This is a genomic window from Marinobacter sp. L-13, from assembly GCF_056857715.1.
Window position 1 is genome coordinate 68,472 of record NZ_JBSXNQ010000059.1, and the last position, 25,053, is coordinate 93,524.

Sequence of the window (25,053 nt, forward strand, 5' to 3'; positions counted from 1 at the left end):
AACGTCTATCAGTCCGCACGTTCAATCTCGCAAAGGAGCGGATGTTCGCATTCCGAAGAATACTGGTTCACCTGTGCCGCCTTTGTTTCCGCGATGTCCCGGGTATATACCCCGCATACAGCTTTTCCCTGTGTATGGACGAGCAGCATCACCTGCGTCGCCTTTTCCTCATTCATTCCGAAGAACTTCATCAACACATCGACCACAAAATCCATGGGCGTGTAATCATCGTTCAGAAGCACCACCCTGTATCGCGCCGGGCGCTTGAGAGCGGGCTTCTCGGGAGCAACGCTGAGGTCATCCTGTCGCCCCGGTTGTTCGTCCTCCCCCTGATTGAATACTAGTAGAGAATTTTCGATAGTCCGCATCATTCCTTACCGGTTTATCGGTGCCCTTGTTAAATGTGGATGTCCGCCCCGGGGTTTTCAAGCGGGGCATGAGATATTTATCAATACGAACATGATACCGCTTCCAGACTGCGTTCAACCACACATTCCAGGCATAGAAACTATTGACTCACCGCAATGATTGGCCGAAAGTTAAGTTGCAATGTAAAATAATGTAAATCCATGCAAGGTTTGTGTAACAGGATTCGGACCGACTGTGCGACGGCGCCGATAGGCACACAGAGAATTAACAAAAATAGAGACAGCAAAAGAACAGGGGAGTTCATCATGCCAAGAGGCAAGGTCAAGTGGTTCAACAATGCCAAAGGGTACGGATTCATCATCGAGGATGGCTGCAGTGACGACCTGTTTGCGCACTTCTCTTCGGTGCAAATGGACGGCTACAAGACCTTAAAAGCCGGCCAGGCCGTAACCTTCGACAAAAAGCCCAGCGACAAGGGCATTCACGCAGTCAACATAGTTCCCGACGAGCTGCCTGCCAGCAAGGCGCAAACTGACGCCAGCAGCGACTCTGCCGGACAATCCGGCCAGCAGGAATCAGGCAGGGACGGCTATCCGCCCCGTGCAGTCAACGCCTGACCTGTTCTGGTAACGCAAAATCACACCCACCGGTCGTCTGCTGGTGGGGGTCTCTTTTTTTGTCCTTCAAAAAACGTCGGGTGACAGGTCCCCCTGGGCGGTGGCGCCCGCCCTACTTTGCCAGCCTTCCTGTTTGCAGTACGCTGCACTGCTCAAAGACAGCGGATATCCGGGAAAGACCTGCGCATGGCCGAACTCGTGCTTTTCAATAAACCCTTTCATGTTCTGAGCCAATTCACAGACGATGGCGCTTCCGGAAGTAAACCACCTCGCGCTACCCTGGCAGATTACGTGCACATCCCGGGCATATATCCGGCCGGACGTCTGGACTACGATTCCGAGGGCCTGCTCCTTCTGACCGCTGAAGGCTCCCTGCAACACCGCATAGCGTCACCATCACTGAAGATGCCAAAGACCTACTGGGTGCAGGTAGAAGGAAACATTTCTGAAGAAGCACTGAGACACCTGGCTAGCGGTGTGCAGCTCAAGGATGGTCTGACCCGGCCGGCAAAAGCCGACAGAATGCCTGCCCCGACGGTCTGGCCGAGAGTGCCTCCGGTGCGTCATCGGGATAACATTCCGACGAGCTGGATTGAACTGACGATAACCGAGGGCAAGAACCGGCAGGTACGTCGAATGACCGCTGCCGTCGGGTTTCCGACACTTCGCCTGATCCGGTATCGGATTGGTGACTGGACCCTTGACGGCCTCGAATCCGGAGCCCATCGAACGGTCACCGTCAATTTACCCGCTTCACCAAAACCAACCCGCCGCGGCAACGCCGCTGGCGCCCGAACCAGGAGAAACCGGAAATCATGACCTGGACACCCCATGCTACCGTGGCCGTCATAGTCGAGGATGAAGCCGGCCGTTACCTGATGGTTGAAGAGATCAGCGGCGGCAAGGTTGTTTTCAACCAGCCGGCTGGCCATATCGAAGAAGATGAAGCCATTCTGGATGCCGTTCGACGGGAAACCCTTGAAGAGACAGGCTGGAACATAGAGCCCATACACTTCCTTGGCATTTACACCTACAAGGCTCCGGCCAACGGCGTTACCTACTATCGTTTCTGCTACGCTGCGCGGGCTGGCGACCGGGTTACTGAACAGCTGGACGATGGCATCATCGCCGCCCACTGGCTCACCCTGGATGAAATCCGCGCGCTGGGGGACAAACTGCGCAGTCCGCTGGTCATCCAGTGCATAGAAGATTACCGAAACGGCCGGCGATACCCGCTGGACGTGGTGGTGGACGCGCAGACGCCACCCTCGGAAAGATGATAAACTCGCGGTTTTTTAGTCGGTAACGAAGCTGTCATGACCAACGCACCCGAAGCCTCCTCTCCAAACAGTAACGCCAACACGCGTGTGATCGTCGGCATGTCCGGCGGCGTGGATTCTTCAGTGGCCGCCTGGCTTCTGAAAGACCAGGGCTATCAGGTTGAAGGCCTGTTCATGAAAAATTGGGACGAGGATGACGGCACCGAGTACTGCACAGCCATGACAGATCTGGCCGACGCCCAGGCCGTTGCCGTTGCCATCGGCATCAAACTGCACACCGCCAGTTTTGCAGCCGAGTACTGGGACCGGGTTTTTGAGCACTTCCTCTCTGAATATCAGGCCGGACGAACACCCAATCCGGATATTCTTTGTAACAAAGAAGTGAAATTCCGGGCTTTTCTGGACTATGCCATCACCCTTGGTGCCGACTATATTGCAACGGGCCACTACGCCCGGCAACGGCCGATTGCTGGTTCAACGGGCAAGGCCCAACTCCTGAAGGGACTGGATCCGAACAAGGACCAGAGCTATTTCCTGCATGCCGTCTCCGGCGACCGCATTGCGCGGACCCTTTTCCCGGTCGGCGAGCTGGAAAAACCGGAAGTCCGCCGTATTGCCGAGCAACAGGGTTTCGTTACCCATGATAAAAAAGACTCCACCGGTATCTGCTTTATCGGCGAACGCAAGTTCAAAGACTTCCTGAAGCAATACCTTCCGGCCCAGCCCGGCGACATTGAAACACCGGACGGCCAGAAAATTGGCCGGCACCAGGGCCTTATGTATCACACCATCGGCCAGAGACAGGGCCTGGGCATTGGCGGTCTCAGTGAATTCGGGGACGAGCCCTGGTATGTGGCGGAGAAAGACCTCAGCCGCAATGTGCTTGTTGCGGTTCAGGGCAAACACCATCCCCTGCTCTTTTCCCGTGGCCTCGTATCCGGTCCGATCGACTGGGTTGCCGGAGAGGCACCTGCTGGACATTTCCGCTGCAAGGCCAAGACCCGTTATCGCCAGCCGGATCAGGATTGCCAGGTTCTGTTGATCGACGGCGGTGTCCGCGTCGATTTTGACGACGCCCAGCGGGCTGTCACGCCCGGGCAGTCCGTGGTTTTCTACGACGGCGAGGTGTGCCTTGGTGGCGGCGTTATTGAGCAGACCTGGCGTGACGACGAACCACTTCCAGACCGTCTGACCGGCACACGTTCCGAGGAACAGACCGCATGAGCCGCTCACTCAAGGATCAGACCCTGGCGTTGGCCGGGGTATTCCAGGCCGCCAACCTGGTCCAGCAGATTGCCCACAATGGCCAGTGCAACGAGGCCAGCCTGGAAACATCTATCCGTTCCCTGTTTGCCACCAACCCCGAGAACACACTGGACGTCTACGGAGGCGAGCTTCGCGATATCCGCGAAGGCCTCGTCACCCTGTCCTCGGTGCTCAGCCAGCAGTCACGGCAGCAGGACATCGAAGTTCTGCGCTACGCCCTCAACCTGATCCAGCTCGAATCCAAACTGAATCGCCGCTCTGACATGCTGGACGTGATTGGCAGTCGCATTGATCAGGCCAGGCACACCGCCAGCCACTTCGGGTACACACACCCGAACCTGATCAGCAATCTGGCTTCCGTCTACGCCGATACCATCAGCACCTTTCGCCAGCGTATCCAGGTGAGCGGTAACCCCTCTGTGCTCCAACGCGAGGAGAATGCCGCGAAAGTGCGGGCACTGCTGCTGGCGGGTATCCGTTCCGCAGTGCTCTGGCGCCAGACCGGCGGCCGACGCTGGCAACTGATCTTTGCCCGCAAGAAAGTGATCGGGCTTGCCAAAGAGCTTGCCGAAGAAGCCAATCGCTCCCTCTACCACTGACGGCGCTGATTCAGAGCCGGCGGTGGTGTATGATATGCACCCCTATTTTCTTTTGATCCGATTCTTTGATGACTTGAGAGGTTTTCGATGGAACTCACCGCCCTGACCGCCATTTCCCCGGTCGATGGACGCTATGGCAACAAGGTCAGCGTCTTCCGTGAAATTTTCAGTGAGTATGGCCTGATCCGGAACCGGGTGACCGTCGAGATCCGCTGGCTACAGAAACTGGCCGCTCACCCTGGCGTGGCCGAGGTTCCTGCGTTTTCCGCCGACGCCAACGGCTTCCTGGACCGTCTGGTGAGCGAATTCAGCCTGGAAGACGCAGAGCGTATCAAGGACATCGAACGCACCACCAATCACGATGTGAAAGCGGTGGAGTACTTCATCAAGGAAAAGATCGCCAGCGTTCCTGAGCTGCACGCTGTCACGGAATTTGTTCACTTCGCCTGCACTTCTGAAGACATCAATAACCTCTCCCATGCGCTGATGCTGCGGGAAGGCCTGGACCACGGCCTGCTACCGGCCATGGACCGCGTTGTCGACAAGTTGGCGCAGCTTTCTCATGACCATGCCGAACAACCGATGCTGTCGCGCACTCACGGCCAGACGGCCTCGCCCACGACCGTGGGCAAAGAGCTGGCGAACGTCGTTCACCGTCTGCGGCGCCAGGTAAAACAGATCGGGGAAACCGAGCTGTTGGGCAAGATCAACGGTGCCGTGGGTAATTACAACGCCCATCTCTCCGCCTATCCGGAAATCGACTGGGCCCAGAACGCACGGGAGTTCATCGAGAGCCTCGGGCTCGACTGGAACCCTTACACCACCCAGATCGAACCGCACGATTACATTGCCGAGCTGTATGACTCCGTCGCTCGCTTCAACACCATCCTGATCGATCTGGACCGTGACGTCTGGGGCTATATTTCCCTCGGCTACTTCAAGCAGAAAACGGTAGAAGGCGAAGTAGGCTCTTCGACCATGCCCCACAAGGTCAATCCCATCGATTTCGAGAACTCCGAGGGCAACCTTGGCATCGCCAATGCGCTGTTCAGCCACCTCTCTGCCAAACTGCCTATATCACGCTGGCAGCGGGATCTGACCGACTCCACCGTACTGCGTAACCTGGGTGTTGGCTTTGCGCACAGCTTGATTGCCTACGAAGCCACCCTAAAAGGCCTGGGCAAACTGGAAATCAATCCGGCCCGACTGGATGAAGACCTGGACCATGCCTGGGAAGTGCTTGCCGAGCCGATCCAGACGGTGATGCGCCGGTACAATATCGAAAAGCCCTATGAAAAACTCAAGGCATTGACCCGTGGCAAGGCAATGACGCCGGAAGTGATCAAGAATTTCGTTGAGAGCCTCGACATTCCAGATCAGGCCAAGGCCGAACTGATGGCTTTGACGCCGGGCCGTTACATCGGTAACGCAGTCGATCAGGCACAAAACATCTGAAACCGGGAGTAACACCCATGGACATGCTTGGCGGACTCACACCCTCTGAATTTCTGCGGGACTATTGGCAGAAAAAGCCGCTGGTTATCCGTCAGGCGTTTCCCGATTTCCAGTGCCCGGTCAGCGCTGATGAACTGGCCGGCCTGGCCTGTGAGGAGGGCGTCGAGTCCCGGATTGTGATCGAAAATGACGATGGCAAGCCCTGGCAGCTCCACAACGGCCCCTTTTCGCCGGACCGGTTCAGCAGCCTGCCCGAACAGGACTGGACGCTCCTGGTGCAGGGGCTGGACCACTGGGTGCCCGATATTGCAGATTTGCTGGAACACTTCCGCTTCATCCCCAATTGGCGCCTGGATGACATTATGGCCAGTTTTGCCCCGAAAGGCGGCAGCGTTGGCCCCCATTACGACCAGTATGATGTATTCCTCCTCCAGGCCCAGGGCCACCGCCGGTGGACGTTTGGAGGCCATTGCGATCATACCTCTCCCCGCGTGGAGGGCACTCCGCTGCGCATTCTGAGCAGCTGGGATGGCGAAGAAACCGTTACTCTGGCACCCGGTGACATGCTGTATCTGCCGCCGGGTATTGGCCACCATGGAGTGGCCGAGGATGACTGTATCACGCTGTCGGTTGGCTTCCGTGCACCCACCGTGGATGACATTCTGACCGGATTTACCGATTTCCTCTGCAGCCAGTCTGACGCCTCAGATCACCTGAACGATCCGGATCTGAAAATACAGGACAATCCGGGCACGATTCAGCCGGATGTGGTTGACCGCCTCGAGACCGTTATTTGGGAAAAACTTGAGGACCGCCGGCAACTGGCCCTCTGGTTTGGCCAGTTCTCAACGGCGCCCAAGAGCATGGATATTGTCGTGCCCGCGGAGGAGCCTGCGTCCACCGGAGACGTCGCCGAAGCAATACACGCGGGCGAGCAGCTGCGGTGGAACGAAGGCTCACGTTTCGCGTACTACGAGTTTGCCAGCGAAACCGCCCTGTTTGTGGACGGCGAGCAGTTCCTGCTCAAGGGCGATGCCCAACCGTTTGCTCCGCTTCTCTGCTCGGGGGCCCGCGTCGATATGCCGACCCTCGCCCGGCTCTCCGAAGACGAAGCATTGCTTGGGCTTCTGACCACCCTCTACAATCAAGGCTCGATTTACTTCGAATAAGCTTTATGAGCATCCGGTTTCGCAAATACAGCTGGCAACTGGCCCCGGCATCCATCCGGGATATCCGCCAGCAGGTGTTTATTGAGGAACAGAAAGTCCCGCCGGAGCTGGAGTGGGATGAAACCGACGAAATTGCCGATCACTATCTGGCAGTGCTGCCAGACAATACCCCGGCAGGCGTGGCACGACTGTTTTCAACCCTTGAAGAGACCGGCCACATCGGTCGCATGGCGATCCTGCCCCAATACCGCGGACAGGGTATCGGGGAAGCATTGCTCCGGCACCTGATCGCAGAATCGGCTGACCGTTTTGCCGAGCTCAGGTTGTCTGCCCAGGAGCACGCCATTCCTTTTTATCAACGGTCAGGCTTCCACGTCTGTTCGGGCGTTTACGACGACGCCGGCATTCCCCACTTTGACATGCGTAGCCTGGCACCGGGACTCGCGGCCGAGGGCCTTGGCTCCCGGGACCGGCCGATGATTCTGGGCAGCGACACAGACTCCTGGCTGTTTGATACCGAGGCCAGGCTACTGGGGCTAATGGATTCGGTGGTTGGCCAGGCCGGCCAGCGCATCTGGCTGTATGACCGCCTGCTAGAACACGATCTGTATGACCGGCATCGTTTCCGGGAGCTGATCTCCGCCCTGGCTCGTCGGCATCGGCTCAGCGAAGTCAGGTTGCTGATCCATGACGATAAGCCGCTGGTGAAACGTCGACACACACTGGTCGAACTGATGCGCCGGCTGCCGAGCCGCATGGAACTTCGACTGGTCAACGAGGACTACCCGGTTGAGGACCAGCCCTTCATTATTGCGGACCGTGAAGGCGTGGTGTACCGACATGATTTCTACAAGCCAGAGGGTTTCGCCAAGTTCTCGGACGGCGGCCGCGTAAAGCTCTTGTCGGAAAACTTCCAACGCATGTGGGATGCAGCCCGCCCTTCCCTGGAGCTTCGGGAACTACCGCTCTGAGTGATGGGCCTGGGGCGCGTCCGGCGCTTCGAACCTGGCCCCGAACGGAGCAAACTCGGTATCCACCTCAGTAGCCACCTCAGCAATCAGTTTGCGCAGCCATTGATGGTCCGCGTTGTGCTGCAACAGTGGGCTCCAGGCCATTTTCAGCTCGAACGGTGGAATCTCGAACGGAGGCACCTTGACCACAAGATTCGGGTTGTCTTTCTGCAGCCAGGCTGCCCGGGATGGCAGCGTGGCAATCAGGTCATGCTGCTCGGCCAGCAGCATTGCAACCTGATAGTGACGGGTGAAAACGGAAATCTGTCGCTTGCGCCCCATTCTCGACAGCGCCTCATCAACCCAGCCCAGTCGCTGGACATCCTTTGGGTTTACACCAACACCAACACCAAACCCGGTCTTGCTGACCCAGATATGGCTGGCGTCCAGATAGGTGTCCAGGGTGAAGGGCTCCTTCAATACCGGGTTACGGGCGTTCATCAGGCAGGCAAAATACTCGGTCCAGAGGGTCTTCTGATGGAAAGACTGGGGGATCTTGTCGAACCGGTTGATCGCCATATCCAACCGCCCCTGCTCGACATCCAGGAAGCTGACGTCACTGGGCGTGAGCACATCCAGGGTGACGTGCGGCGCTTCCTGACGGATCCGCCTCAGAACCCGGGGCATCAGGCAGGATTCGGCATAATCACTGGCCATAATCCGGAACACGCGCTGGCTTTCAAGAGCTGAAAAGGGTGTCTTATCTTGCACGGCCTGTTCAATATCCGACAGGATTCCCCGCACCAGCGGTTGTAGTTCACGCGCGCGCTCCGTGGCCGTCATACCCTCACTGGTTCGCACCAGGAGCGGATCACTGAACAGATCCCGCAATCGCTTCAAACCATTGCTCATGGCAGGCTGGGTAATACCCAGGTGGTTCGCTGCCTTGGTCACATTCCGCTCGCGCAGCAAGACATCCAGGTACACGAGCAGGTTCAGATCAACACGGGAAATATCCACAAAAACTCCGGAACGCCAGAACAACAGGAAAAGCGAGGCTCATTCACGAGAGCAATATACATGATAGCGAGGATTCACGTAATCAATCAGCAACACGAACTTTCACATTTGAAAACGGATCTGGAGCGGTATTTCTGCTAGTCTTTCGGATACTTGCTGAATAATATCGGTGTTTTGAGGCCGGTTTGTACACCCGCCATCATTTGATCCTGAAGCCGGAGTCGTTACTGACAAAATGGATACCACTACGATCGTCCTTCTGCTGGCGGCCATCGTTACCGTCTCGATTGTCATTATTGTGCTCAGTCAGATGCGGGAACGCGCCCGCATTGAACGGGCGCGCAAGATTACCGCTCAGGAAGACGCCTATAACAGGGCCAATCGCCTGCTGACCGAAATTCCAGGCCAATACCTGACAGCGGATCTGAAACTGCTTCTGATTAAACGCATGGAAGAAGCTTGCGCGGAGCTGGCCGGCCTGAAGTCGAACCTGCCGGTCAAGGAATGGCAGAAGTCCGCTGCAGAACTGAAAACACAGATCGTTGAAAAGCGCGACACCACCACGCCAGTCAAGATTGATTCCGCGGAAAAATCGAATTACGTCAAGGAATTGCTTCAGAATCTGTTCAAGATGATTGAAGCCATGCACAAGAGCGGGCGGATTGATTCGGCCACCGCCAAGAAAAACCTCAAGTATGTGCTCTTCCTTGTCCACAAGACCCACGCGGATCTTCATGTGTTTCAGGCCCGGGACTATGTTCGCCAGAACCAGATCCGGAAGGCCATTCATGCCTATCACCTGGCCAGTACCGAAATGGGTAAATCCCGCGACAATCCACTTGCCATGAAAGCAGTGAAGAGCTTCCGGACGCGCATTCAGGAACTTGAGGCCATGAGTGCAGAGGGTAAGGAAAGCCCGCAGGGAGAGTCCAAACTGGACCGAGAGTGGGATACTTTTCTCCACGACGATGAGTGGAAGAAAAAGGCCGATTACGACGACTGAAGGTACCGAACGGGTCGCTGTGAGAGGCCCGTCAACAGGGACAGTGCAAACCCGTGAGCAACGGCTTCAAACAACGGCTTTCCTATAGACTGACTCGAGACACGGTCCTCGTTGCCATGGCCCTCGGGCTGGTGCTGAATGTGGTCCAGATTACCCTGGACTACTTTAGCGCGAAGGATTCCATGGAGAAGGAAATCCATGCGCTGATCGATATCAGCAACAGCCCGGCCTCCCAGATTGCCTACAACATCGACGTCCGCCTGGCGGAAGAGTTGCTCGACGGCCTGCTTCGCCATCCCGCGACCATTGATGCCCGGATTACCGATAATGACGACGAGACCATGGCAGCATCCAGCAAGAGCAGCCCGGTCTCGCCCTATCGCTGGGTCAGCGATCTGCTGTTCGGGCCGGATCGCGTATTTCGACAGGAGCTCCGGGTTCCGCAACTTGAGGATCTGCCACTTGGGCATCTGATCGTCACCATTGACACCTATCACTATGGGGCGCTCTTCCTCCAACGAGCCGGATACACGCTGATCAGCGGGCTACTGAAAAGCCTGATCCTGTCTGCAGCTCTCCTTGCCATTTTCTATTTTGTGCTGACCCGTCCCATGCTCAATGTGATCAGCGCACTGAGCCAGGTGCGGGCTACCTCTCCGGAAAAGGTCAGGCTTCCGATCCCGGCAAACCATCGGGAAGACGAGATCGGGACCATGGTTGGCATCATCAACCAACACCTGGAAACCATCGATTCGAGCCTTGCACAACTCCGGCACGCCGAGAGTGCCATGAAAAACTACTCCACCCAGCTTGAGCAGGAGGTGGCGGACCGGACCCGGGAGATCTCCGAAAAGAACGATGCTTTGCAGCGTGGTAATCGCGCCCTGGTCAAAGCCAAGGAAGATGCAGTTCGCCGGGCGCGGGCACGGGCCAATTTCCTGGCCAGCATGAGCCATGAGATCCGGACTCCGCTCAATGGAGTTCTCGGGATGCTCGGCCTGGCACTCGAGGGCGAGCTGGATTCTGCCCAGCGCAACAGGATAGAAATTGCCCTGAACGCCGGTGAAAGCCTGCTCGGGCTGCTTAACGACATACTGGACATCTCGAAAGTGGAGGCCGGCAAACTCAGTCTGGAAAACATCCCCTTCAGTGTCCGGCACCTGATCGAAGAGTGCGCGACACTCCATGCCCAACAGGCGCGGCGCAAGCGTATTCACCTGGTCACCGAAATCGATCCGGATCTCCCTGAAGACTTCCTGGGAGACCCGACACGGGTACGCCAGGTGCTCAACAACCTCCTGAGCAATGCCATCAAATTCACGGACGAAGGCAGCGTGAAACTAGAGGCAGCCTACTCCGGGGGTAGCCTGAGAATCGATGTCGTGGATACCGGGATCGGTATGTCTACTGAGGGCCTGCACCGGATTTTCTCACCCTTCTCCCAGGCTGATGCAGAGACCACGCGGCTTTATGGGGGCACCGGTCTCGGCCTGACGCTCTGCCGTCAACTTGTCGAACGTATGCATGGCCAGATTCTGGTGGACTCCCGGGAGGGCAGCGGCACACACTTCACCGTTACCCTGCCCCTGCCGGTTCATGAAGCCAGCGAAGATTATGATCTGCCCCGCGTGGATTCCCGCCTCAAGGACATTGGCATAGCGATGGCAATACCACCGGACAACCCACACCGGTCTGCGATCGAAGCCCAACTTCGTAAATGGGGCATCCCGATACGCGGCGCGAGCAGACACCCGGATGGAATTCTACTTGCCCTTGCCAACGCCGGAGACGAAGAAACCCTGGCATTCGCCGACAACTGGCAAGGCGCCGGCGTCGTACTGGTGGACTCTTCCGGCACCCTGCCCCCTGCCCTGGGGCAGCAACAGCTGCTCTCGTTGCCATTGCGTCGGGATGAATTGCTACGTTGCCTGCTTCTGGCCGCAGGGCTGCTGGACAGCGAGGAACAAACGGCCAACGCCGTGGAAGACGATGAGCAAACCGGCGCGGAGGCTTCCCTGAAAATCCTTCTGGTGGAGGACAATCAGGTCAACCAGATGGTGGCCGCCAGCCTGCTCAAGAAACTCGGCCATCGCACAGATCACGCAGAGAACGGCCTCAAGGCCATACAGGCATTGGAAAGCAACCACTATGACCTGGTGCTGATGGATTGCCAGATGCCGGTTATGGACGGCTACGAAGCAACACAGAGGATTCGGCAAAACCCCGAATGGAAAAACCTGCCGATCATCGCTGTTACCGCAAATGTGATGCAGGGCGACCGCGAGGACTGCCTCGCCTCAGGCATGAACGACTACATTACCAAGCCGTACAAGCGCGAAGAGCTCAGGACGGTCATCGACCGCTGGCGCCCCGCGATTTGACCGCGGCCTTCAGGCCGGTAACAGTTTCTCGATGTCGGCCCGAATATCCTCCGGCTTGGTTGTAGGCGGATAGCGACGGACTACCTTGCCATCGGGAGCTACCAGGAACTTGGTGAAGTTCCACTTGATCTTTTCCGACCCCATCAGTCCCTTGGCTTCATGCTTGAGAAAACGAAACAGTGGGTGTGCGCCATCACCGTTGACTTCGACCTTGGAAAACATGGGGAAGTCGACCCCGTAGTTGAGACTGCAGAACTGGCTAATTGCATCCTCGTCGCCCGGGTCCTGATTAAGGAACTGGTTGCAGGGAAAACCCAGAACCTCAAACCCCTTACTCCCCAATTCGTTGTGCAGGGACTGCAGGCCTTCGAATTGCGGTGTGAAACCACATTTACTCGCGGTATTCACGATCAGGAGCACCTTGCCCCGGTACTCTGCCATGCTTTGTTCATTACCCTTGATATCCCTTACCGTAAAATCGTAGACCGTCTCGCCTGCCATGGAGCTCTCCCTTCGATGTTTGTGTTCGTCGTGACTCCATTGTTCACAACACAGACCAAAAAACCATGGCAATGCAGGCTCTACGGCGATCATTTTTAAAAACCGGTTCAGGTTTGTGTGCTAAATCTGCCTTAACACGACACAATTCATCATAATTCCCCTGTTGCCGCCGGGCCTCGCTCCGCTAGAATAAAGGCCTCTCGTATTGGCAGGTGCCATTTTTCGATCTCAAAAGAAGGACGTCCGGGTCTTATGCAGAACTACTACAAATCCGCCAAGCTGGATAACGTGTGTTATGAAATCCGTGGCGTGGTTCTGCGGGAGGCACGCCGGCTAGAGGAAGAGGGTCACCGGGTACTCAAGCTTAATATTGGCAACCCTGCAGCGTTCGAACTGGATGTCCCGGAAGAAATCCAGCAGGACGTCATCTACAACATGCACCAGGCCCAGGGCTATGTGGAGTCGAAGGGGTTGTTCTCCGCCCGCAAGGCGGTCATGCACTACTGCCAGCAGCGGGGTATCGACAAGGTCGATATCGACGATATTTTCCTGGGCAACGGCGTCAGCGAGTTGATCGTTATGACGATGCAGGCCATGTTGAATACCGGCGACGAAGTCCTGATCCCGGCCCCCGACTACCCCTTGTGGACCGCAGCCGTCACACTTTCCAGCGGCAAGCCCGTGCACTATCGCTGCGACGAACAGCAGGACTGGTTTCCGGATATTGACGATATCCGCAAGAAGATCACCCGGCGGACCCGTGCCATTGTTCTGATCAACCCCAACAACCCGACCGGGGCCGTGTATTCAAAGGAGCTTCTCGAGCAGGTCATCGAACTGGCCCGCAAGCACAACCTGATTATTCTGTCGGACGAGATCTACGACAAGATCCTCTATGACGGTACCCAGCACATCTCGACCGCCTCGCTGGCCGACGACGTGCTGTTCTTTACCTATAACGGCCTGTCCAAGAATTACCGGGCTGCGGGTTACCGCTCGGGCTGGATGATCGTCAGTGGAGCAAAACACCGGGCGAAAGATCTGATCGAAGGCATCGACATGCTCTCGAATATGCGCCTGTGTGCCAACGTTCCGGCCCAACTGGCCATTCAGACAGCCCTGGGAGGCTACCAGTCCATCAACGATCTGGTGGCGCCAGGCGGGCGGCTCTACGAGCAAAGGGAAACCGCCTGGCGCATGCTTAACGACATTCCGGGCGTGAGCTGCGTCAAACCCCAGGGTGCGCTTTACCTGTTTCCGAAACTGGACCCCAAGCACTTCCCTATCGTGAACGACGAGAAACTGGTTCTGGACCTGCTGTTGCAAGAGAAAATCCTCCTGGTGCAGGGGTCGGCCTTCAATATCGATGACAGGCAGCACCTGAGAGTCGTGTTCCTGCCCAGGGAAGATACCCTCGAGGATGCCATGGGCCGGCTCGGCAATTTCCTTGGCCAATACCAGCAATAACGGGGAAAACCATGGCGGATATTCACGTCGAGGAATTCTACAAGGATGCGGCCATTGCCCTGGTGCAGTTGTATGGCGCCTTTCCCAGGCGCATCAACCTGTTTGTCGAGGACATTGCCGGCCCGGATGAGCCGGACGAATTTGGCCTGCACAGCAAGCGACACATGGCCTGTTTCGGCGCCCTGCTCTGGCTCGCAGAGGAAGGCCTGCTCCGGTACGTCGACACCATCCGCCAGGAGGCTCTGGACCAGGCGGTTCTGACCAGAGACGCCTTTATCCGCCTGAGCGCGCCGGCGCCAGAGACTCTGACCAGCGAATTCGGAATCCCCGAGGAAACGGCTGCCGGTAATCTGCCCCCTTCCGTTCAGGAGGATCTTTCCACTCACATCCACCTGATTCGCAGGGCGCTGCGCGGGGGGAACTCCGCCCGAATCAGCCAGATCATGCAGGCAACCTTTTTTGCCGACCGCGGCAATTATTAAATCACCGTAAGCTCGTTGATTGATTGAACCGCGACCGCATATAACGGTCTGAATAGCGGCTTTATTTTCTTTGACGAACTGATCAGGGCACCAACATGCGTATTCTGCTGTTTCTGGCAACCAACCTTGCTGTCATCCTTGTCGCGAGCTTTACACTGCGGCTGTTGGGCGTGGATAGCTACCTCGCCCAGAATGGTATTCAGTATGGCTCTTTGCTGGCCTTCGCGGCGGTCTTCGGATTTGCCGGCGCCATCGTGTCTCTGCTGATCTCCAAGCGAATGGCCAAGTGGAGCACCAAGGCCCGGGTCATTGATTCCCCGCGCACTCCTGCCGAACGCTGGCTCGTGGATACTGTGGCGCAGCTGGCCAAAAACGCCGGTATCGGCATGCCGGAAGTCGCGATTTTTCCTGCGTCCCAGTCCAATGCCTTTGCAACGGGCTGGAACAAGAACGACGCACTAGTCGCGGTCAGTGAAGGGCTTTTGCACCGCTTTAACAAGGATGAGATTCGGGCGGTCCTGGGCCACGAAATCGGCCATGTTGCCAATGGTGACATGGTGACACTGGCGTTGATTCAGGGTGTGGTGAATACCTTCGTCATCTTCGCGTCCCGGGTGATCGGCTCCTTTGTCGACCGGGTGATTTTCAAGAATGAAAGCGGACATGGCCTCGGCTTTTTCGCGGTCAGCATCGTTGCCGAGATCGTCCTGGGCATACTTGCCAGTACGATCGTGTTCTGGTTCTCCCGCCGGCGGGAATTCCGGGCCGACATCGCTGGCGCCCAACTGGCGGGGCGCACAGCCATGATCAGCGCGCTTGCAAGACTGAAACAGGAAAGTGAAGTGCCGGATCAGATGCCGGATTCGCTCCAGGCATTCGGCATCAATCGCGGAGCCCGGGGCGGCCTGAGCGCCCTGTTTATGACTCATCCGCCCCTGGAAGACCGGATACAGGCATTGCAGCACGCCAAGCTGTAAAAAAACGGGGCCCGAGGGCCCCGTTTTTTGTTGTACAGGTGAGACTCGTTCAGATTTTCAACTTGAACCCAATGGCCCGGAAACTGTCCTGCAGCGATTTGCTGGTGCCCTTGAGCTGAATCTTGAGACTGGAACACTCCCGACGGACCGGGTAATCACGACGGAGCCTGTCAAAAGCCGCACCTCGCTCTTCAACGGATCCGGTCATGGCATTCCGCAGCCGGGCATCGTCGGGACGAGGGTCATAGCAAGCCCTCAGCGCAATGCGGATGGCATCGTCTTCGTCGGCCGAGCTGGTAAAGGAAATCTTGCTGAGCGCCGGCTCGGGTAAAAACTGGCCGGCTTTCTTGCGAACCGGCAAGCCCAGAAACTGGCTAAGCGCCTGGTAGATCATTTCCGTCCCCTGAACCTTGCCTTCGAGGCTGTATCCGGCGATGTGCGGTGTCGCCAACCAGACCCGGTCAACCAGTTCGGGGTGAATCCTCGGCTCCTGTTCCCAGACATCCAGCGCCACGGTCGGCGCGTTACCCTGGTCAAGCCGGGCCAGCAATGCTGACGAGTCGATGACTTCTCCACGACCAGCATTGATAAGGAGCTGATTTGCGCCCAGAGCCTCAAGCTCGGGATGACCAATCATATGCAGCGTGGGATGGTCGCCTTCTCGTGTCAAAGGTGTGTGAAGGGACACCACATCACACTTCATGGCCTCTTCCAGCGACACAAATTCCTGGTCGTCCTCTTCCCGATCCGCCCTGGGCGGATCACAGAGGCGCACATCAAATCCAAGGCGTTCCAGTTTGTGGGCCAGTTCGCCACCGACATTGCCGACCCCGACAATACCAACACTGAGCTGGGACCAGTCAGCAAGGCCACGCCGCTCGGCATGCAGCGAAAGCACAGACAACACGTACTCGGCAACACTGTTGGCGTTGCAGCCGGGCGCCGCCGAGAAGCGAATACCCGCGGCCTCGAGCCAGTCGAGATCGACATGGTCGGTACCGATGGTGGTTGTGCCGACAAACCGAACCCGACTGCCCTCCAGGAGCTCACGATTTACCCTGGTGACGGAACGAACCAGCACGATATCGGCATCCCGGACATCCTCGTTCGACATGGAACGGCCGGATACCCGGCGAATCTCTCCGATATCGCCGAAAAAGGAATCCAGTAAGGGAATGTTTTCGTCTGCTACGATCAACATGATGATATTCGGCCCTGTCAGTTCCTGCGCTGACGCTGATTGCGCCCACCCTGACCACGTCCACCGCCACCCTGCGGGCGACGACCGCGCTTGCGGGTAATTGGCGGATTGTCCATCGGCGCCATGAGCGCCTCATCGGGCACGGCAGTCTTCAGCTTCTGGCTGATGTAGGTTTCGATGGCGGGAAGCGCGAACGAGTCATCCTCACCGGCAAAACTGATGGAAACCCCGTGTTTGCCAGCCCTGCCTGTGCGGCCAATCCGGTGCACATAATCTTCGGCATTATCAGGCAGATTGTAGTTGAAAACGTGGGTGACGCCGTTGACGTGAATACCACGGCCAGCCACATCGGTGGCCACCAGGACCTGGATGCTGCCTTTTTTGAACTGGTCCAGGGTTTTGAGGCGCTTGTTCTGGGCTATTTCGCCTGACATCAGGGCAACTTTGACCCCCTGGTTCCTCAGATCTTCTTCCAGGTCGCGGCACTGATCCCGACGGTTGGCAAATACCAGCGCCTTTTCCACTTCCGGCCGCTTCAGGAAATTGACGAGCACCGGCAGCTTTTCATCGTCGCCCACCAGGTAGACGGTCTGTTCAACCCGCTCCGCCGTTTTCTGCTCCGGTTCAATTTCGACAAACTCCGCGTTGCTGGTCCACATGGAGGCGAGGTTCAGCACGTCCTGGTTGAACGTGGCACTGAACAGCAGGGTCTGGCGCTCCTCTTTGGGTGTGCATTTGCGGATAATGCGCTTCACATCGGGAATGAAGCCCATGTCCAGCATGCGATCAGCCTCATCAAGGATCAGGATGTCGAGCTGGTCCAGAAACACGTCCTGGGATCCGAGAAAATCGATCAGACGGCCCGGGGTAGCAACCAGAATGTCGACGATCTCATTCTGCAGCTGATCGCGCTGCTTGTCATAGTTCATGCCACCGACAACGGTTACTACGTTGTGGCCGGTATGCTGGCACAGTTGCTCAGCGTCTTTCGCGATCTGCATCGCCAGTTCCCGGGTTGGCGCCAGGGCCAGAACCCTCGGCTCGGAGGCAAAACGGTCCTTTTCGGGAATCGGGGTTTCCAGCAAACTCTGGATCGCCGTAATCAGAAACGCAGCGGTTTTGCCGGTGCCCGTCTGCGCCTGACCAATCAGATCTTCGCAGGCCAGTGTCCAGGGCAGTGTTTCGGCCTGAATGGGTGTGCAGTATTCAAAACCAATGGCCGTAATGGCATCCAGCAAACGTTTGTCGAGGTTCAGATCGCTGAATCTCAGATCGCCGGTGTGTTTTGGGTCAGATGTCATAAAGTCTCAGTTTTCCTGGGAATGTCCTGATTCAGAATATAGCGGAGCGATACGTCGGGCATCTTCATGCCAGCGTTCTTCTAGGATTTCTCCGGTACCGTAAAATGTGGCCAGCGAGTCAAAAAATCTCTGGGCCCGGGGCGGCAACCCCTGTTCCAGATACTCACCTGCCTGGTCTCTGACTCTTTGCCGAAACCGCTCCTCATCGGCGGCGCCAACGCCGGAGAGGTTGTCCACGCTGATGTGAAAACGGGACCCTGCAGCCACCGAAAACAACCACTCAATGGCCTGGGGCTTGACCTCAACCTGCTCGAACGCCTGTTGCTGCTGCAGTGTCCGGCCATCCGGACAGTACCAGTAACCATAGTCATGAAGTGTGCGCCGGTGCTCACCAGCAATACACCAGTGGCTTATTTCATGCAAAGCACTGGCATAATAGCCATGAGCGAAAACGACCTGTGCGAGACCTTCCGGATCGCTGGCAGGCAAGTATTCAGGTTCATCACTGCCTTTGACCAGAACTGTCCGGTATGCTTCCCGGAAAAGGTCATTAAACAGCATGATAAGATCATTTGGACTGTGATTCATTGGGTGGCTATTGTGCGACTTTACCGCCCCCAATACCAGAGGGAACTTTGACAGTCACGTCGTGTCCATGGCTGGCGTGCGCCGGCGCCGATTGCGGTGTAACAGTCGCAATTGAAAAGACTCTGAACAGAGAGACACCAACCGGGAAATCTTACAATCAATGATGGCTTTTGCTGCAGTAACGACGATAAAACGCCCATGGGCAAATCCTCTGGGCCTGATTCTGGCACTCGCCCTTGTGTGTTTGAGTTCCCCCTCCGCCTGGGCACTCGGCGGCAATGGAGGCTCGCTTTTCGGTGGCCAGGGTAGCGACTTTCTGCCCGTCGACGAAGCGCTGCCCTTCAGTTTCTCGACCGACGCTGACACCGTGGTTCTCTCCTGGAATATCACGCCCGGGCACTACCTGTATCGCGACCGGATCAGCATCACCGCGACAAATCCCGAGGTAAGCCTGGGCGAACCCGCTTTCTCGGCGCCAGGCACGGTGACCGAGGACGAATTCTTCGGAAAAACCACCGTTTTCTTTGATCCCGTTGACGCCCGTGTGCCTGTCGCACTGCCTGCTGGCCTTCGGGAAGCCGAACTTCAGGTAACCTACCAGGGCTGCGCCAAAGCAGGCTTGTGTTACCCGCCCCAGACCCGGGATGTACTCTTCTACCAGGGTAGCGGCGGATCCGGCTCACAGACCGCCGCAACACCTGGTTTTGCGTCAGGCGACAGTGTTCCCGTCGACACGGAAACCGCCACCGGCCTCGCCGGCTTTCTGGCCCAGCAATCCACCCTGGTCATTGCCGGTGTATTTTTGCTCCTCGGGTTGGGACTCACCTTCACCCCCTGTGTGTTGCCCATGGTCCCGATTATTTCCTCACTGGTTTCCGGCAGAAACACCCGGACAACCGGCCATGCCCTGCTCCTGTCCGGTAGCTATGTGCTGGGCATGGCACTCACATACGCTGCGGCCGGCGTGCTGACCGGCCTGCTGGGGGCCAGCTTCAATCTTCAGGCACAATTGCAGTCACCCTGGGTTCTGAGCGTCTTTGCGCTGATGTTTGTCGTTTTCGCACTGTCGATGTTCGATCTGTTCGAAATCCAGCTGCCTCGCTTTATTCGCGAACCACTCAATGATGCCAGTCACCGGCTCACGGGGAGTCGGGTATTCAGTATTTTCGGTATCGGCGCCCTGTCAGCGCTGATCGTATCGCCCTGCGTATCTGCGCCACTCGCTGGCAGCCTGCTGTACATCTCGACGACCCAGGACGCCGTAATCGGCGGGGTTGCCCTGTTTGCGCTCGGACTTGGAATGGGCATTCCTCTGATTCTGGTGGCGGTGGGTGGCCGGAAGCTCCTGCCAACAACTGGCCACTGGATGACCGCCGTGAAGCACTTTTATGGTGTGATGTTGCTGGCCGTCGCCATCTGGCTGGTAGAGCGCCTGGTGCCGGGGTGGCTGGCATTGACCCTGTGGGGCCTCCTGGTCGCCATCACCGGCGTTCAACTGGGGGCCTTTGACGCTGCCAAGGCGGGCTGGGAGCGCACTCGTAAAGGTCTGGGCCTGGTCCTCTTCGCCTATGGTCTGGCGTTACTGGCAGGCGCCGTGGGTGGCGCCAATGACCCATTAAAACCTCTGGCACCATTCACCATCGCCTCAGCATCGTCAGGCGGCATTGGGACCGCTGGCATTCAGCACGCTGATTTCGTGCGGGTCGAACGCCCAGCGGATATTCAGGCGATGCTAGAACAGGCTCGTGAGCAGGGCCGGCCCGTGCTGCTCGATTTCTACGCCGACTGGTGCATCTCGTGCAAGGTGATGGAACGCAATGTTTTCAGCAAACCGGATGTAATCCAGGCGCTCAGCCCCTTCACCCTGCTTCAGATCGACATGACGGACAACACGCCCGAGCAGCAGGCCATGCTGGACGAACTGGGTCTGTTCGGGCCGCCAGCCATACTATTTTATGGCAGCAACGGGCAAGAACTTGCCCAACGAAGAGTGCTGGGCGAAATGGATCGGGAGGAATTCCTTGGTCACCTGCAGACGCTGCAGCCGGAAGTCTGACTGACAAAATCGCTATTGTCCCCGGCGTATCAGGTAGATAAACAGATCATCCTCTTCCAGCTGTTTCACCAGTTCATGGCCGAGAAACTGGCAGAACCTCGGTATGTCCCGGGTGGTAGAGGGGTCTGTCGCCACAACCCGCAACACGCCACCAGGTTGGACATCGTTGATTCGATTATGAAGCATCATGACCGGTTCCGGGCAGAAAAGGCCCCGGGCGTCCAGCTCAAGGTCGTAGTCAGTTGCGGTCACACGTCGTCTCCTGTCAATGAACCTGATTTTTCGTAAAAACCTGCTAAATTATTGTTTATAACAGTTAAACCACTTGGAGGTTTCTCATGATCCGGGTTCTGATCGAACGCCATATTGCCGAAACCCTTGAAACAGCCTACGAAGAACGGTCGCGCAAGGTTCTGCAGCAGGCTGTCAGTGCCCCCGGTTTCATTTCTGGCGAAACCCTGCTCGATAGCCACGACCCCAATCACCGGATAACACTGGCGAACTGGCGCTCCGAAGCAGACTGGGATCGATGGTTTCACTCCGATGAGCGCCGTGAACTCATGCTGGAGCTTATCCCCATGATGGACGAAGAAGAGCACATTACAGTGCTGGAGCAAAGCGCCTTTTAACCCGTCCGCTCGATGAAACAGGTTATTTCTTCCCTGTCATGGTAAAGGTGGCGGGCTTTAAGGCGAAAACCGATGCCCGCCTCTTTCAAGCCATCAACGAGAATGTTCCGGCAAATCAGCCACTCGTCATAGCGCTTTTTCATAGGCAACTTCAGATTGAACACCGTGTAACGGCAAAGGCCTTCACCTAGCCAGGTCACAGCCAATTTTGCCGTTTTCCGGGGCTGATCCACAATGTCGCAGACCATCCAGTCGATGCCGCGCCTGGGCCGCCAACCATAACCATCCGCCTCAACATGCTCCACCTGCCCAGAGGCCATCAATTCAGGGTTCATTGGGCCGTTGTCCACTGCGGTTACCATCATCCCCTGACGCACAAGCTGCCAGGTCCATCCGCCCGGAGCGGCGCCAAGATCCGCGGCCTTCTTGCCACCACCAAGGTAGTCCAGCTCCTGTTCCGGAGGCAGAAACACCTTCCAGGCCTCTTCGAGCTTGAGGGCAGAGCGACTGGGCGCTGATGCCGGCAGCCGCAGGCGCGGGATGCCACCAACGTAACGTGCCCGGTTATCCGCCAGACTGAAACCGACGACCGCCGACGTAAAATCGGGGAGGAAAACCTCCAGACGCGCCGGCGCAGGAGCATTCTGGTCAGCCTTCAGGAGACCGGCTCCCCGCAAACCGCGGGAGAGCGGAGACACCCACTTTCGGGCAAAGTTTCCAAGGTCTCCATCCGCGTTGTTTTCGGGTAACCGGACTTCCAGCCGCGCACAACCCGGAAAACCGCGCCCAAGTCCACGGATTCCCTCGATAACAGCACCGACCCTGTCAGTCTCTGGCAGGCTGAATTGCCCGAGAACGACAATCCAGTCACGGACGAAGACCAGCTCCTCAAGAGACAGACGAGCCATCACATCATCGGCAGTTTCCGGAGCTGCCGGGTAGAAGCGCACCAGCCCCTGGTCTTTCAGGGGCTCGAAATACCCGAAAATACCTCGCTCCGTGGCTGAGTCGGTCATTTCACGGCCGGCTTCGGTTTCAAAGCCTGGCCGGCAAAACACAAGAATCTGTTCCATGCATTTCCTGAATCAGGGTCGGAGACCAACCCGTAAAAGTTGAAACTGTTTAACAGCTTAGATTGTCTTCTCTGGCTACACTTCCCGCTCTGATAACCGCGGGAAGCCATGAATGTCGTCCGTTTTGCGTTTGATTGCCATTCTCTGCCTTTTGCTGGCCCCTGCCCTGGCGCTGCCAGACACGGGTTCGATGGCGTCGGACTGCCCTGTCCTCGAGGCCACCGATACTGCTGCCCGCGCTTCCCTGATGCAATACGTTTGCTATTACAGTGCGCCGCCGGGCGCGCCCGGACATGAAGCAAGGAATCCGGACCAACTCCCCCGAAATATCGTTTGGACCCCTGCAAACGGCCGGGACCTGGTATTCAGCCACACCAAATCCGTTTACTGGGTACACCTGCACGTCAGGAACTCAGGCGCTGAGCGGGCCGCCTGGTATCTGAAACTCAACTACCCGCTGCTGGACGAAGTCACATTCTGGCAGACGGGGAATGATACTACAGAGACACTGGTTACCGGAGATCAACGGCCTTTCGGGTCCAGGGCGGTAGACTACCGGTACTTTCTGCTTCCCGTCACACTGGATGGCGGTGAAACCCGGTCCCTGACGATCCGGATCCACAGCAATGGCGCTCTGAACGTGCCGCTCAGCTTTGAAACCCCGGCGGAAGTCATTGCCCGCAGTAATCATCTGACACTGACCCACGGGCTATTCTACGGCGCGCTCCTGGTATTTGCGGTCTTCAACCTGTTGCTGTTTTTCAGCTCCGGCACCGGCTATTACTTCTACAACGCGTTTTACCTGGGAGCACTCGGACTCTTTCTGTTCGCCATGGGCGGCTTCGCGAACCAGTACTTCTGGCCAGACAACCCGGGCTTTGCCAATACATCCATCCCCCTGTCTTTGTCCCTTTGCGCCCTGGCCATGATCCTTTTCGGCCGGTCCTTCCTGGAAGTAGACCGCGGAACCATCTCGGAAACGGTCCTCAAAGGGCAGGCCTGGTTCTGCATTGGCTTCCTGGCACTGACACTGATACTGCCCTACAACAAAACCATTCTGCTCAATACCGTTCTCGCACTGACGGTTATTTCAAGCCTGTTCATCATCGCAGCGGTTCGTTGGAAACAGGGGTATCAGCCGGCTATGTGGTATCTGCTGGCCTGGCTGATCATGCTCGTTGGTGGTCTGATCTATGCTCTGGCGGCTTTTGGCTATCTGCATGACTTTCTTGCACGGGAGGCGCTGATGCAATCAGCAGTGGGAGGACAGGTGATCCTGCTGAACTATGCGATGGTGCAAAGGTGGCGTCTGCTTAACCAGAAGCTTCTGGACGTGGAACACAATGCAAGGACAGAACTGGAATTCAAGGTGCATGAACGTACCGCGCAGCTGCGGAACACCATGCGGGAACTGGAAAAGGCCAACCGCAAGCTATCGACACTGAGCCTGAACGACGCCCTGACCGGCCTTTACAATCGAAGGCACCTGAACAACATATTTCCGGAATTGTGCGCCGAAGCTCGGCGCACGTCCCAGCCACTGACCCTGGCGCTGGTCGATGCCGACCATTTCAAGAACATTAACGACACCTGGGGCCATGGTTTTGGGGACAGCTGCCTTCAGTTCATCGCCGAAATGCTGACCCGGCACGTGAAACGCCCCCGGGATGTTGCCATCCGATTCGGTGGTGAGGAGTTTGCGTTACTGCTGCCCGGAACCGATGCAAACGGAGCTTTGAATGTCTGTTCTGCATTGCTGCAAGACATCGCCAGGACGCCACTGCTCTCCCCAGACGGCACCAAAGTGAGAATAACCCTCAGCGCAGGTATCGCATCACTCGACTCCGGAGAGACCCAGAACCAACTGTTCGAGCGGGCCGATGAGGCCCTGTACCGTGCAAAAAGCAAAGGCCGCAACCGCGCTGAGCTCTCTGAGGCTGTCGGGGTGCAGTAGAGATGAGGCTCAAAGCCGCTCGTCCACAAAGATCCGGGTTTCCCGGGCAGCCGCCACGATCAGCTCCTTTTGGGTCTGTGGCTGGCTTTTCAGCGGCTGGAAATCATGATTACCCCCTTCCAGCCAGAGCAAACGGATTCCCTCCAACTCCTGCTCATGGCCAGCCATCTCGGACGGTTTCCCGAACGGATCCCTTGTCCCCTGAAGCACCAGCATAGGGCAGCTCACATCCTGGAAGTGCCCGGTACGCCAGCGGTCGGGCTTACCGGGCGGATGGAAGGGATAACCAAAGCAGGCGACACCATCAATACCTTCCCGACGGCTCGCCAGAATGCTTGCCATGCGTCCACCCATGGATTTGCCACCCACCAGTACCCTGCTGCCAGATCCGCAATCTGATCGAACCTGGTCGACCACCCGGGTAAAACAGTCCAGCAACACGTGCTCTCTGTCGGGCGGTCGCTTCTTTCCATCCAGACGCCTTTTCTGCATATACGGGAACTCAAAACGTACTGTCTCAATGCCCTCTTGCTCCAGCGCTGCCGAAAGCTCCTCCATGAAGGTCGAATCGGCCGGCGCACCCGCGCCGTGGGCCAAAATCAGTACAACTTTCGGCTCATTCCCATAGCCTTTGGTCTTAATCAACTCCACAGAATTCACCTCATCCAGTTAAGCGACTATTATTGCACTCAGGCAACACACATTCCCTTAGCTG

General features: G+C 57.2%; 25 protein-coding genes. 16 read left to right on the plus strand and 9 right to left on the minus strand.

Going from position 1 to position 25,053, the window contains the following annotated elements; genetic code table 11:
* Positions 1 to 8: 8 nt before the first annotated feature.
* Positions 9 to 368 carry an ATP-dependent Clp protease adapter ClpS gene (clpS, locus tag AC13DD_RS13830; RefSeq protein ID WP_008169202.1) on the minus strand — a complete coding sequence of 120 codons (360 nt, stop codon included), beginning with the start codon at positions 366 to 368 and terminating at the stop codon, positions 9 to 11.
* Positions 369 to 674: 306 nt separating this feature from the next.
* On the opposite strand from clpS, the gene AC13DD_RS13835 reads away from it, so the two are divergent.
* The 8 genes from AC13DD_RS13835 (at position 675) to AC13DD_RS13870 (ending at position 7,726) form a co-directional block, all read left to right on the plus strand.
* On the plus strand, positions 675 to 986 hold the full coding sequence (locus tag AC13DD_RS13835) for a cold shock domain-containing protein (RefSeq protein WP_014577425.1): 312 nt from the start codon (positions 675 to 677) through the stop codon (positions 984 to 986).
* Between the two features lie 186 nt (positions 987 to 1,172).
* Positions 1,173 to 1,805, plus strand: a complete 633-nt coding sequence (locus AC13DD_RS13840; protein ID WP_041645279.1) for a pseudouridine synthase — start codon at positions 1,173 to 1,175, stop codon at positions 1,803 to 1,805.
* Positions 1,802 to 2,266 (plus strand): NUDIX hydrolase, encoded by a 465-nt coding sequence (locus AC13DD_RS13845; protein ID WP_041645280.1) that lies wholly within the window; start codon positions 1,802 to 1,804, stop codon positions 2,264 to 2,266. Before AC13DD_RS13840 ends, AC13DD_RS13845 begins: the two co-directional genes overlap by 4 nt.
* Before the next feature lie 36 nt (positions 2,267 to 2,302).
* Complete coding sequence (gene mnmA, locus AC13DD_RS13850; protein WP_273158071.1) at positions 2,303 to 3,490, plus strand: tRNA 2-thiouridine(34) synthase MnmA; 1,188 nt, start codon at positions 2,303 to 2,305, stop codon at positions 3,488 to 3,490.
* A complete protein-coding gene (gene hflD / locus AC13DD_RS13855; RefSeq protein ID WP_008174761.1) occupies positions 3,487 to 4,131 on the plus strand; it encodes a high frequency lysogenization protein HflD in 645 nt (214 codons plus the stop codon). Before mnmA ends, hflD begins: the two co-directional genes overlap by 4 nt.
* Before the next feature lie 87 nt (positions 4,132 to 4,218).
* Positions 4,219 to 5,586, plus strand: a complete 1,368-nt coding sequence (purB, locus tag AC13DD_RS13860; protein ID WP_482931292.1) for an adenylosuccinate lyase — start codon at positions 4,219 to 4,221, stop codon at positions 5,584 to 5,586.
* A 17-nt stretch (positions 5,587 to 5,603) separates the two neighbouring features.
* Positions 5,604 to 6,755 carry a JmjC domain-containing protein gene (locus AC13DD_RS13865; RefSeq protein WP_482931293.1) on the plus strand — a complete coding sequence of 384 codons (1,152 nt, stop codon included), beginning with the start codon at positions 5,604 to 5,606 and terminating at the stop codon, positions 6,753 to 6,755.
* A gap of 5 nt (positions 6,756 to 6,760) precedes the next feature.
* Positions 6,761 to 7,726 carry a GNAT family N-acetyltransferase gene (locus AC13DD_RS13870; protein WP_062782559.1) on the plus strand — a complete coding sequence of 322 codons (966 nt, stop codon included), beginning with the start codon at positions 6,761 to 6,763 and terminating at the stop codon, positions 7,724 to 7,726.
* Here the strand turns inward: AC13DD_RS13870 and AC13DD_RS13875 are convergent.
* A complete protein-coding gene (locus AC13DD_RS13875) occupies positions 7,715 to 8,725 on the minus strand; it encodes a LysR family transcriptional regulator (RefSeq protein WP_039882066.1) in 1,011 nt (336 codons plus the stop codon). The genes AC13DD_RS13870 and AC13DD_RS13875 overlap by 12 nt on opposite strands.
* Positions 8,726 to 8,960: 235 nt before the next feature.
* On the opposite strand from AC13DD_RS13875, the gene AC13DD_RS13880 reads away from it, so the two are divergent.
* Positions 8,961 to 9,728, plus strand: coding sequence for a hypothetical protein (locus AC13DD_RS13880; protein ID WP_014577434.1), 768 nt, complete (start codon positions 8,961 to 8,963; stop codon positions 9,726 to 9,728).
* Between the two features lie 53 nt (positions 9,729 to 9,781).
* Positions 9,782 to 12,109 (plus strand): hybrid sensor histidine kinase/response regulator, encoded by a 2,328-nt coding sequence (locus AC13DD_RS13885; protein ID WP_482931294.1) that lies wholly within the window; start codon positions 9,782 to 9,784, stop codon positions 12,107 to 12,109.
* Between the two features lie 9 nt (positions 12,110 to 12,118).
* Here the strand turns inward: AC13DD_RS13885 and AC13DD_RS13890 are convergent, their stop codons facing one another.
* Positions 12,119 to 12,610, minus strand: a complete 492-nt coding sequence (locus AC13DD_RS13890) for a glutathione peroxidase (RefSeq protein WP_053112237.1) — start codon at positions 12,608 to 12,610, stop codon at positions 12,119 to 12,121.
* Between the two features lie 252 nt (positions 12,611 to 12,862).
* On the opposite strand from AC13DD_RS13890, the gene AC13DD_RS13895 reads away from it, so the two are divergent.
* From AC13DD_RS13895 to htpX, 3 genes are all read left to right on the plus strand, one after another.
* Complete coding sequence (locus AC13DD_RS13895; RefSeq protein WP_014577437.1) at positions 12,863 to 14,077, plus strand: pyridoxal phosphate-dependent aminotransferase; 1,215 nt, start codon at positions 12,863 to 12,865, stop codon at positions 14,075 to 14,077.
* Between the two features lie 11 nt (positions 14,078 to 14,088).
* On the plus strand, positions 14,089 to 14,559 hold the full coding sequence (locus AC13DD_RS13900; RefSeq protein WP_053112241.1) for a hypothetical protein: 471 nt from the start codon (positions 14,089 to 14,091) through the stop codon (positions 14,557 to 14,559).
* 95 nt (positions 14,560 to 14,654) lie between these two features.
* On the plus strand, positions 14,655 to 15,536 hold the full coding sequence (gene htpX, locus AC13DD_RS13905; protein WP_482931295.1) for a protease HtpX: 882 nt from the start codon (positions 14,655 to 14,657) through the stop codon (positions 15,534 to 15,536).
* Between the two features lie 49 nt (positions 15,537 to 15,585).
* Here the strand turns inward: htpX and pdxB are convergent, their stop codons facing one another.
* The 3 genes from pdxB to AC13DD_RS13920 are packed head-to-tail and all read right to left on the minus strand — an operon-like array spanning position 15,586 to position 18,599.
* Positions 15,586 to 16,737, minus strand: a complete 1,152-nt coding sequence (gene pdxB / locus AC13DD_RS13910; protein WP_104270074.1) for a 4-phosphoerythronate dehydrogenase PdxB — start codon at positions 16,735 to 16,737, stop codon at positions 15,586 to 15,588.
* A 17-nt stretch (positions 16,738 to 16,754) separates the two neighbouring features.
* Complete coding sequence (locus AC13DD_RS13915) at positions 16,755 to 18,038, minus strand: DEAD/DEAH box helicase (RefSeq protein WP_053112247.1); 1,284 nt, start codon at positions 18,036 to 18,038, stop codon at positions 16,755 to 16,757.
* Positions 18,039 to 18,044: 6 nt separating this feature from the next.
* A complete protein-coding gene (locus AC13DD_RS13920; RefSeq protein ID WP_482931296.1) occupies positions 18,045 to 18,599 on the minus strand; it encodes an elongation factor P hydroxylase in 555 nt (184 codons plus the stop codon).
* A gap of 187 nt (positions 18,600 to 18,786) precedes the next feature.
* On the opposite strand from AC13DD_RS13920, the gene dsbD reads away from it, so the two are divergent.
* Complete coding sequence (gene dsbD, locus AC13DD_RS13925) at positions 18,787 to 20,682, plus strand: protein-disulfide reductase DsbD (RefSeq protein ID WP_482931297.1); 1,896 nt, start codon at positions 18,787 to 18,789, stop codon at positions 20,680 to 20,682.
* A 12-nt stretch (positions 20,683 to 20,694) separates the two neighbouring features.
* On the opposite strand, the gene tusA is transcribed toward dsbD, so the two are convergent.
* Positions 20,695 to 20,934, minus strand: a complete 240-nt coding sequence (gene tusA / locus AC13DD_RS13930) for a sulfurtransferase TusA (RefSeq protein ID WP_014577444.1) — start codon at positions 20,932 to 20,934, stop codon at positions 20,695 to 20,697.
* 86 nt (positions 20,935 to 21,020) lie between these two features.
* Here tusA and AC13DD_RS13935 point away from each other — a divergent pair, with 86 nt between their 5' ends.
* Positions 21,021 to 21,311, plus strand: coding sequence for an antibiotic biosynthesis monooxygenase family protein (locus tag AC13DD_RS13935; protein WP_014577445.1), 291 nt, complete (start codon positions 21,021 to 21,023; stop codon positions 21,309 to 21,311).
* Here the strand turns inward: AC13DD_RS13935 and rlmM are convergent.
* Positions 21,308 to 22,384, minus strand: coding sequence for a 23S rRNA (cytidine(2498)-2'-O)-methyltransferase RlmM (gene rlmM, locus AC13DD_RS13940; protein WP_482931298.1), 1,077 nt, complete (start codon positions 22,382 to 22,384; stop codon positions 21,308 to 21,310). The genes AC13DD_RS13935 and rlmM overlap by 4 nt on opposite strands.
* 112 nt (positions 22,385 to 22,496) lie before the next feature.
* On the opposite strand from rlmM, the gene AC13DD_RS13945 reads away from it, so the two are divergent.
* Entirely contained in the window at positions 22,497 to 24,338 is a 1,842-nt protein-coding gene (locus AC13DD_RS13945; protein ID WP_482931299.1) for a sensor domain-containing diguanylate cyclase, read from the plus strand.
* 9 nt (positions 24,339 to 24,347) lie between these two features.
* On the opposite strand, the gene AC13DD_RS13950 is transcribed toward AC13DD_RS13945, so the two are convergent.
* Positions 24,348 to 24,989, minus strand: a complete 642-nt coding sequence (locus tag AC13DD_RS13950) for an alpha/beta family hydrolase (protein ID WP_482931300.1) — start codon at positions 24,987 to 24,989, stop codon at positions 24,348 to 24,350.
* Positions 24,990 to 25,053 lie beyond the last annotated feature (64 nt).

Coding starts and splice junctions, on each gene's coding strand:
- clpS (WP_008169202.1), bottom strand. CDS start 368: ATGCGGACTATCGAAAATTCTCTACTAGTATTCAATCAGGGGGAGGAC.
- AC13DD_RS13835 (WP_014577425.1), top strand. CDS start 675: ATGCCAAGAGGCAAGGTCAAGTGGTTCAACAATGCCAAAGGGTACGGA.
- AC13DD_RS13840 (WP_041645279.1), top strand. CDS start 1,173: ATGGCCGAACTCGTGCTTTTCAATAAACCCTTTCATGTTCTGAGCCAA.
- AC13DD_RS13845 (WP_041645280.1), top strand. CDS start 1,802: ATGACCTGGACACCCCATGCTACCGTGGCCGTCATAGTCGAGGATGAA.
- mnmA (WP_273158071.1), top strand. CDS start 2,303: ATGACCAACGCACCCGAAGCCTCCTCTCCAAACAGTAACGCCAACACG.
- hflD (WP_008174761.1), top strand. CDS start 3,487: ATGAGCCGCTCACTCAAGGATCAGACCCTGGCGTTGGCCGGGGTATTC.
- purB (WP_482931292.1), top strand. CDS start 4,219: ATGGAACTCACCGCCCTGACCGCCATTTCCCCGGTCGATGGACGCTAT.
- AC13DD_RS13865 (WP_482931293.1), top strand. CDS start 5,604: ATGGACATGCTTGGCGGACTCACACCCTCTGAATTTCTGCGGGACTAT.
- AC13DD_RS13870 (WP_062782559.1), top strand. CDS start 6,761: ATGAGCATCCGGTTTCGCAAATACAGCTGGCAACTGGCCCCGGCATCC.
- AC13DD_RS13880 (WP_014577434.1), top strand. CDS start 8,961: ATGGATACCACTACGATCGTCCTTCTGCTGGCGGCCATCGTTACCGTC.
- AC13DD_RS13890 (WP_053112237.1), bottom strand. CDS start 12,610: ATGGCAGGCGAGACGGTCTACGATTTTACGGTAAGGGATATCAAGGGT.
- AC13DD_RS13895 (WP_014577437.1), top strand. CDS start 12,863: ATGCAGAACTACTACAAATCCGCCAAGCTGGATAACGTGTGTTATGAA.
- AC13DD_RS13900 (WP_053112241.1), top strand. CDS start 14,089: ATGGCGGATATTCACGTCGAGGAATTCTACAAGGATGCGGCCATTGCC.
- htpX (WP_482931295.1), top strand. CDS start 14,655: ATGCGTATTCTGCTGTTTCTGGCAACCAACCTTGCTGTCATCCTTGTC.
- pdxB (WP_104270074.1), bottom strand. CDS start 16,737: ATGTTGATCGTAGCAGACGAAAACATTCCCTTACTGGATTCCTTTTTC.
- AC13DD_RS13915 (WP_053112247.1), bottom strand. CDS start 18,038: ATGACATCTGACCCAAAACACACCGGCGATCTGAGATTCAGCGATCTG.
- AC13DD_RS13920 (WP_482931296.1), bottom strand. CDS start 18,599: ATGCTGTTTAATGACCTTTTCCGGGAAGCATACCGGACAGTTCTGGTC.
- dsbD (WP_482931297.1), top strand. CDS start 18,787: ATGATGGCTTTTGCTGCAGTAACGACGATAAAACGCCCATGGGCAAAT.
- AC13DD_RS13935 (WP_014577445.1), top strand. CDS start 21,021: ATGATCCGGGTTCTGATCGAACGCCATATTGCCGAAACCCTTGAAACA.
- rlmM (WP_482931298.1), bottom strand. CDS start 22,384: ATGGAACAGATTCTTGTGTTTTGCCGGCCAGGCTTTGAAACCGAAGCC.
- AC13DD_RS13945 (WP_482931299.1), top strand. CDS start 22,497: ATGTCGTCCGTTTTGCGTTTGATTGCCATTCTCTGCCTTTTGCTGGCC.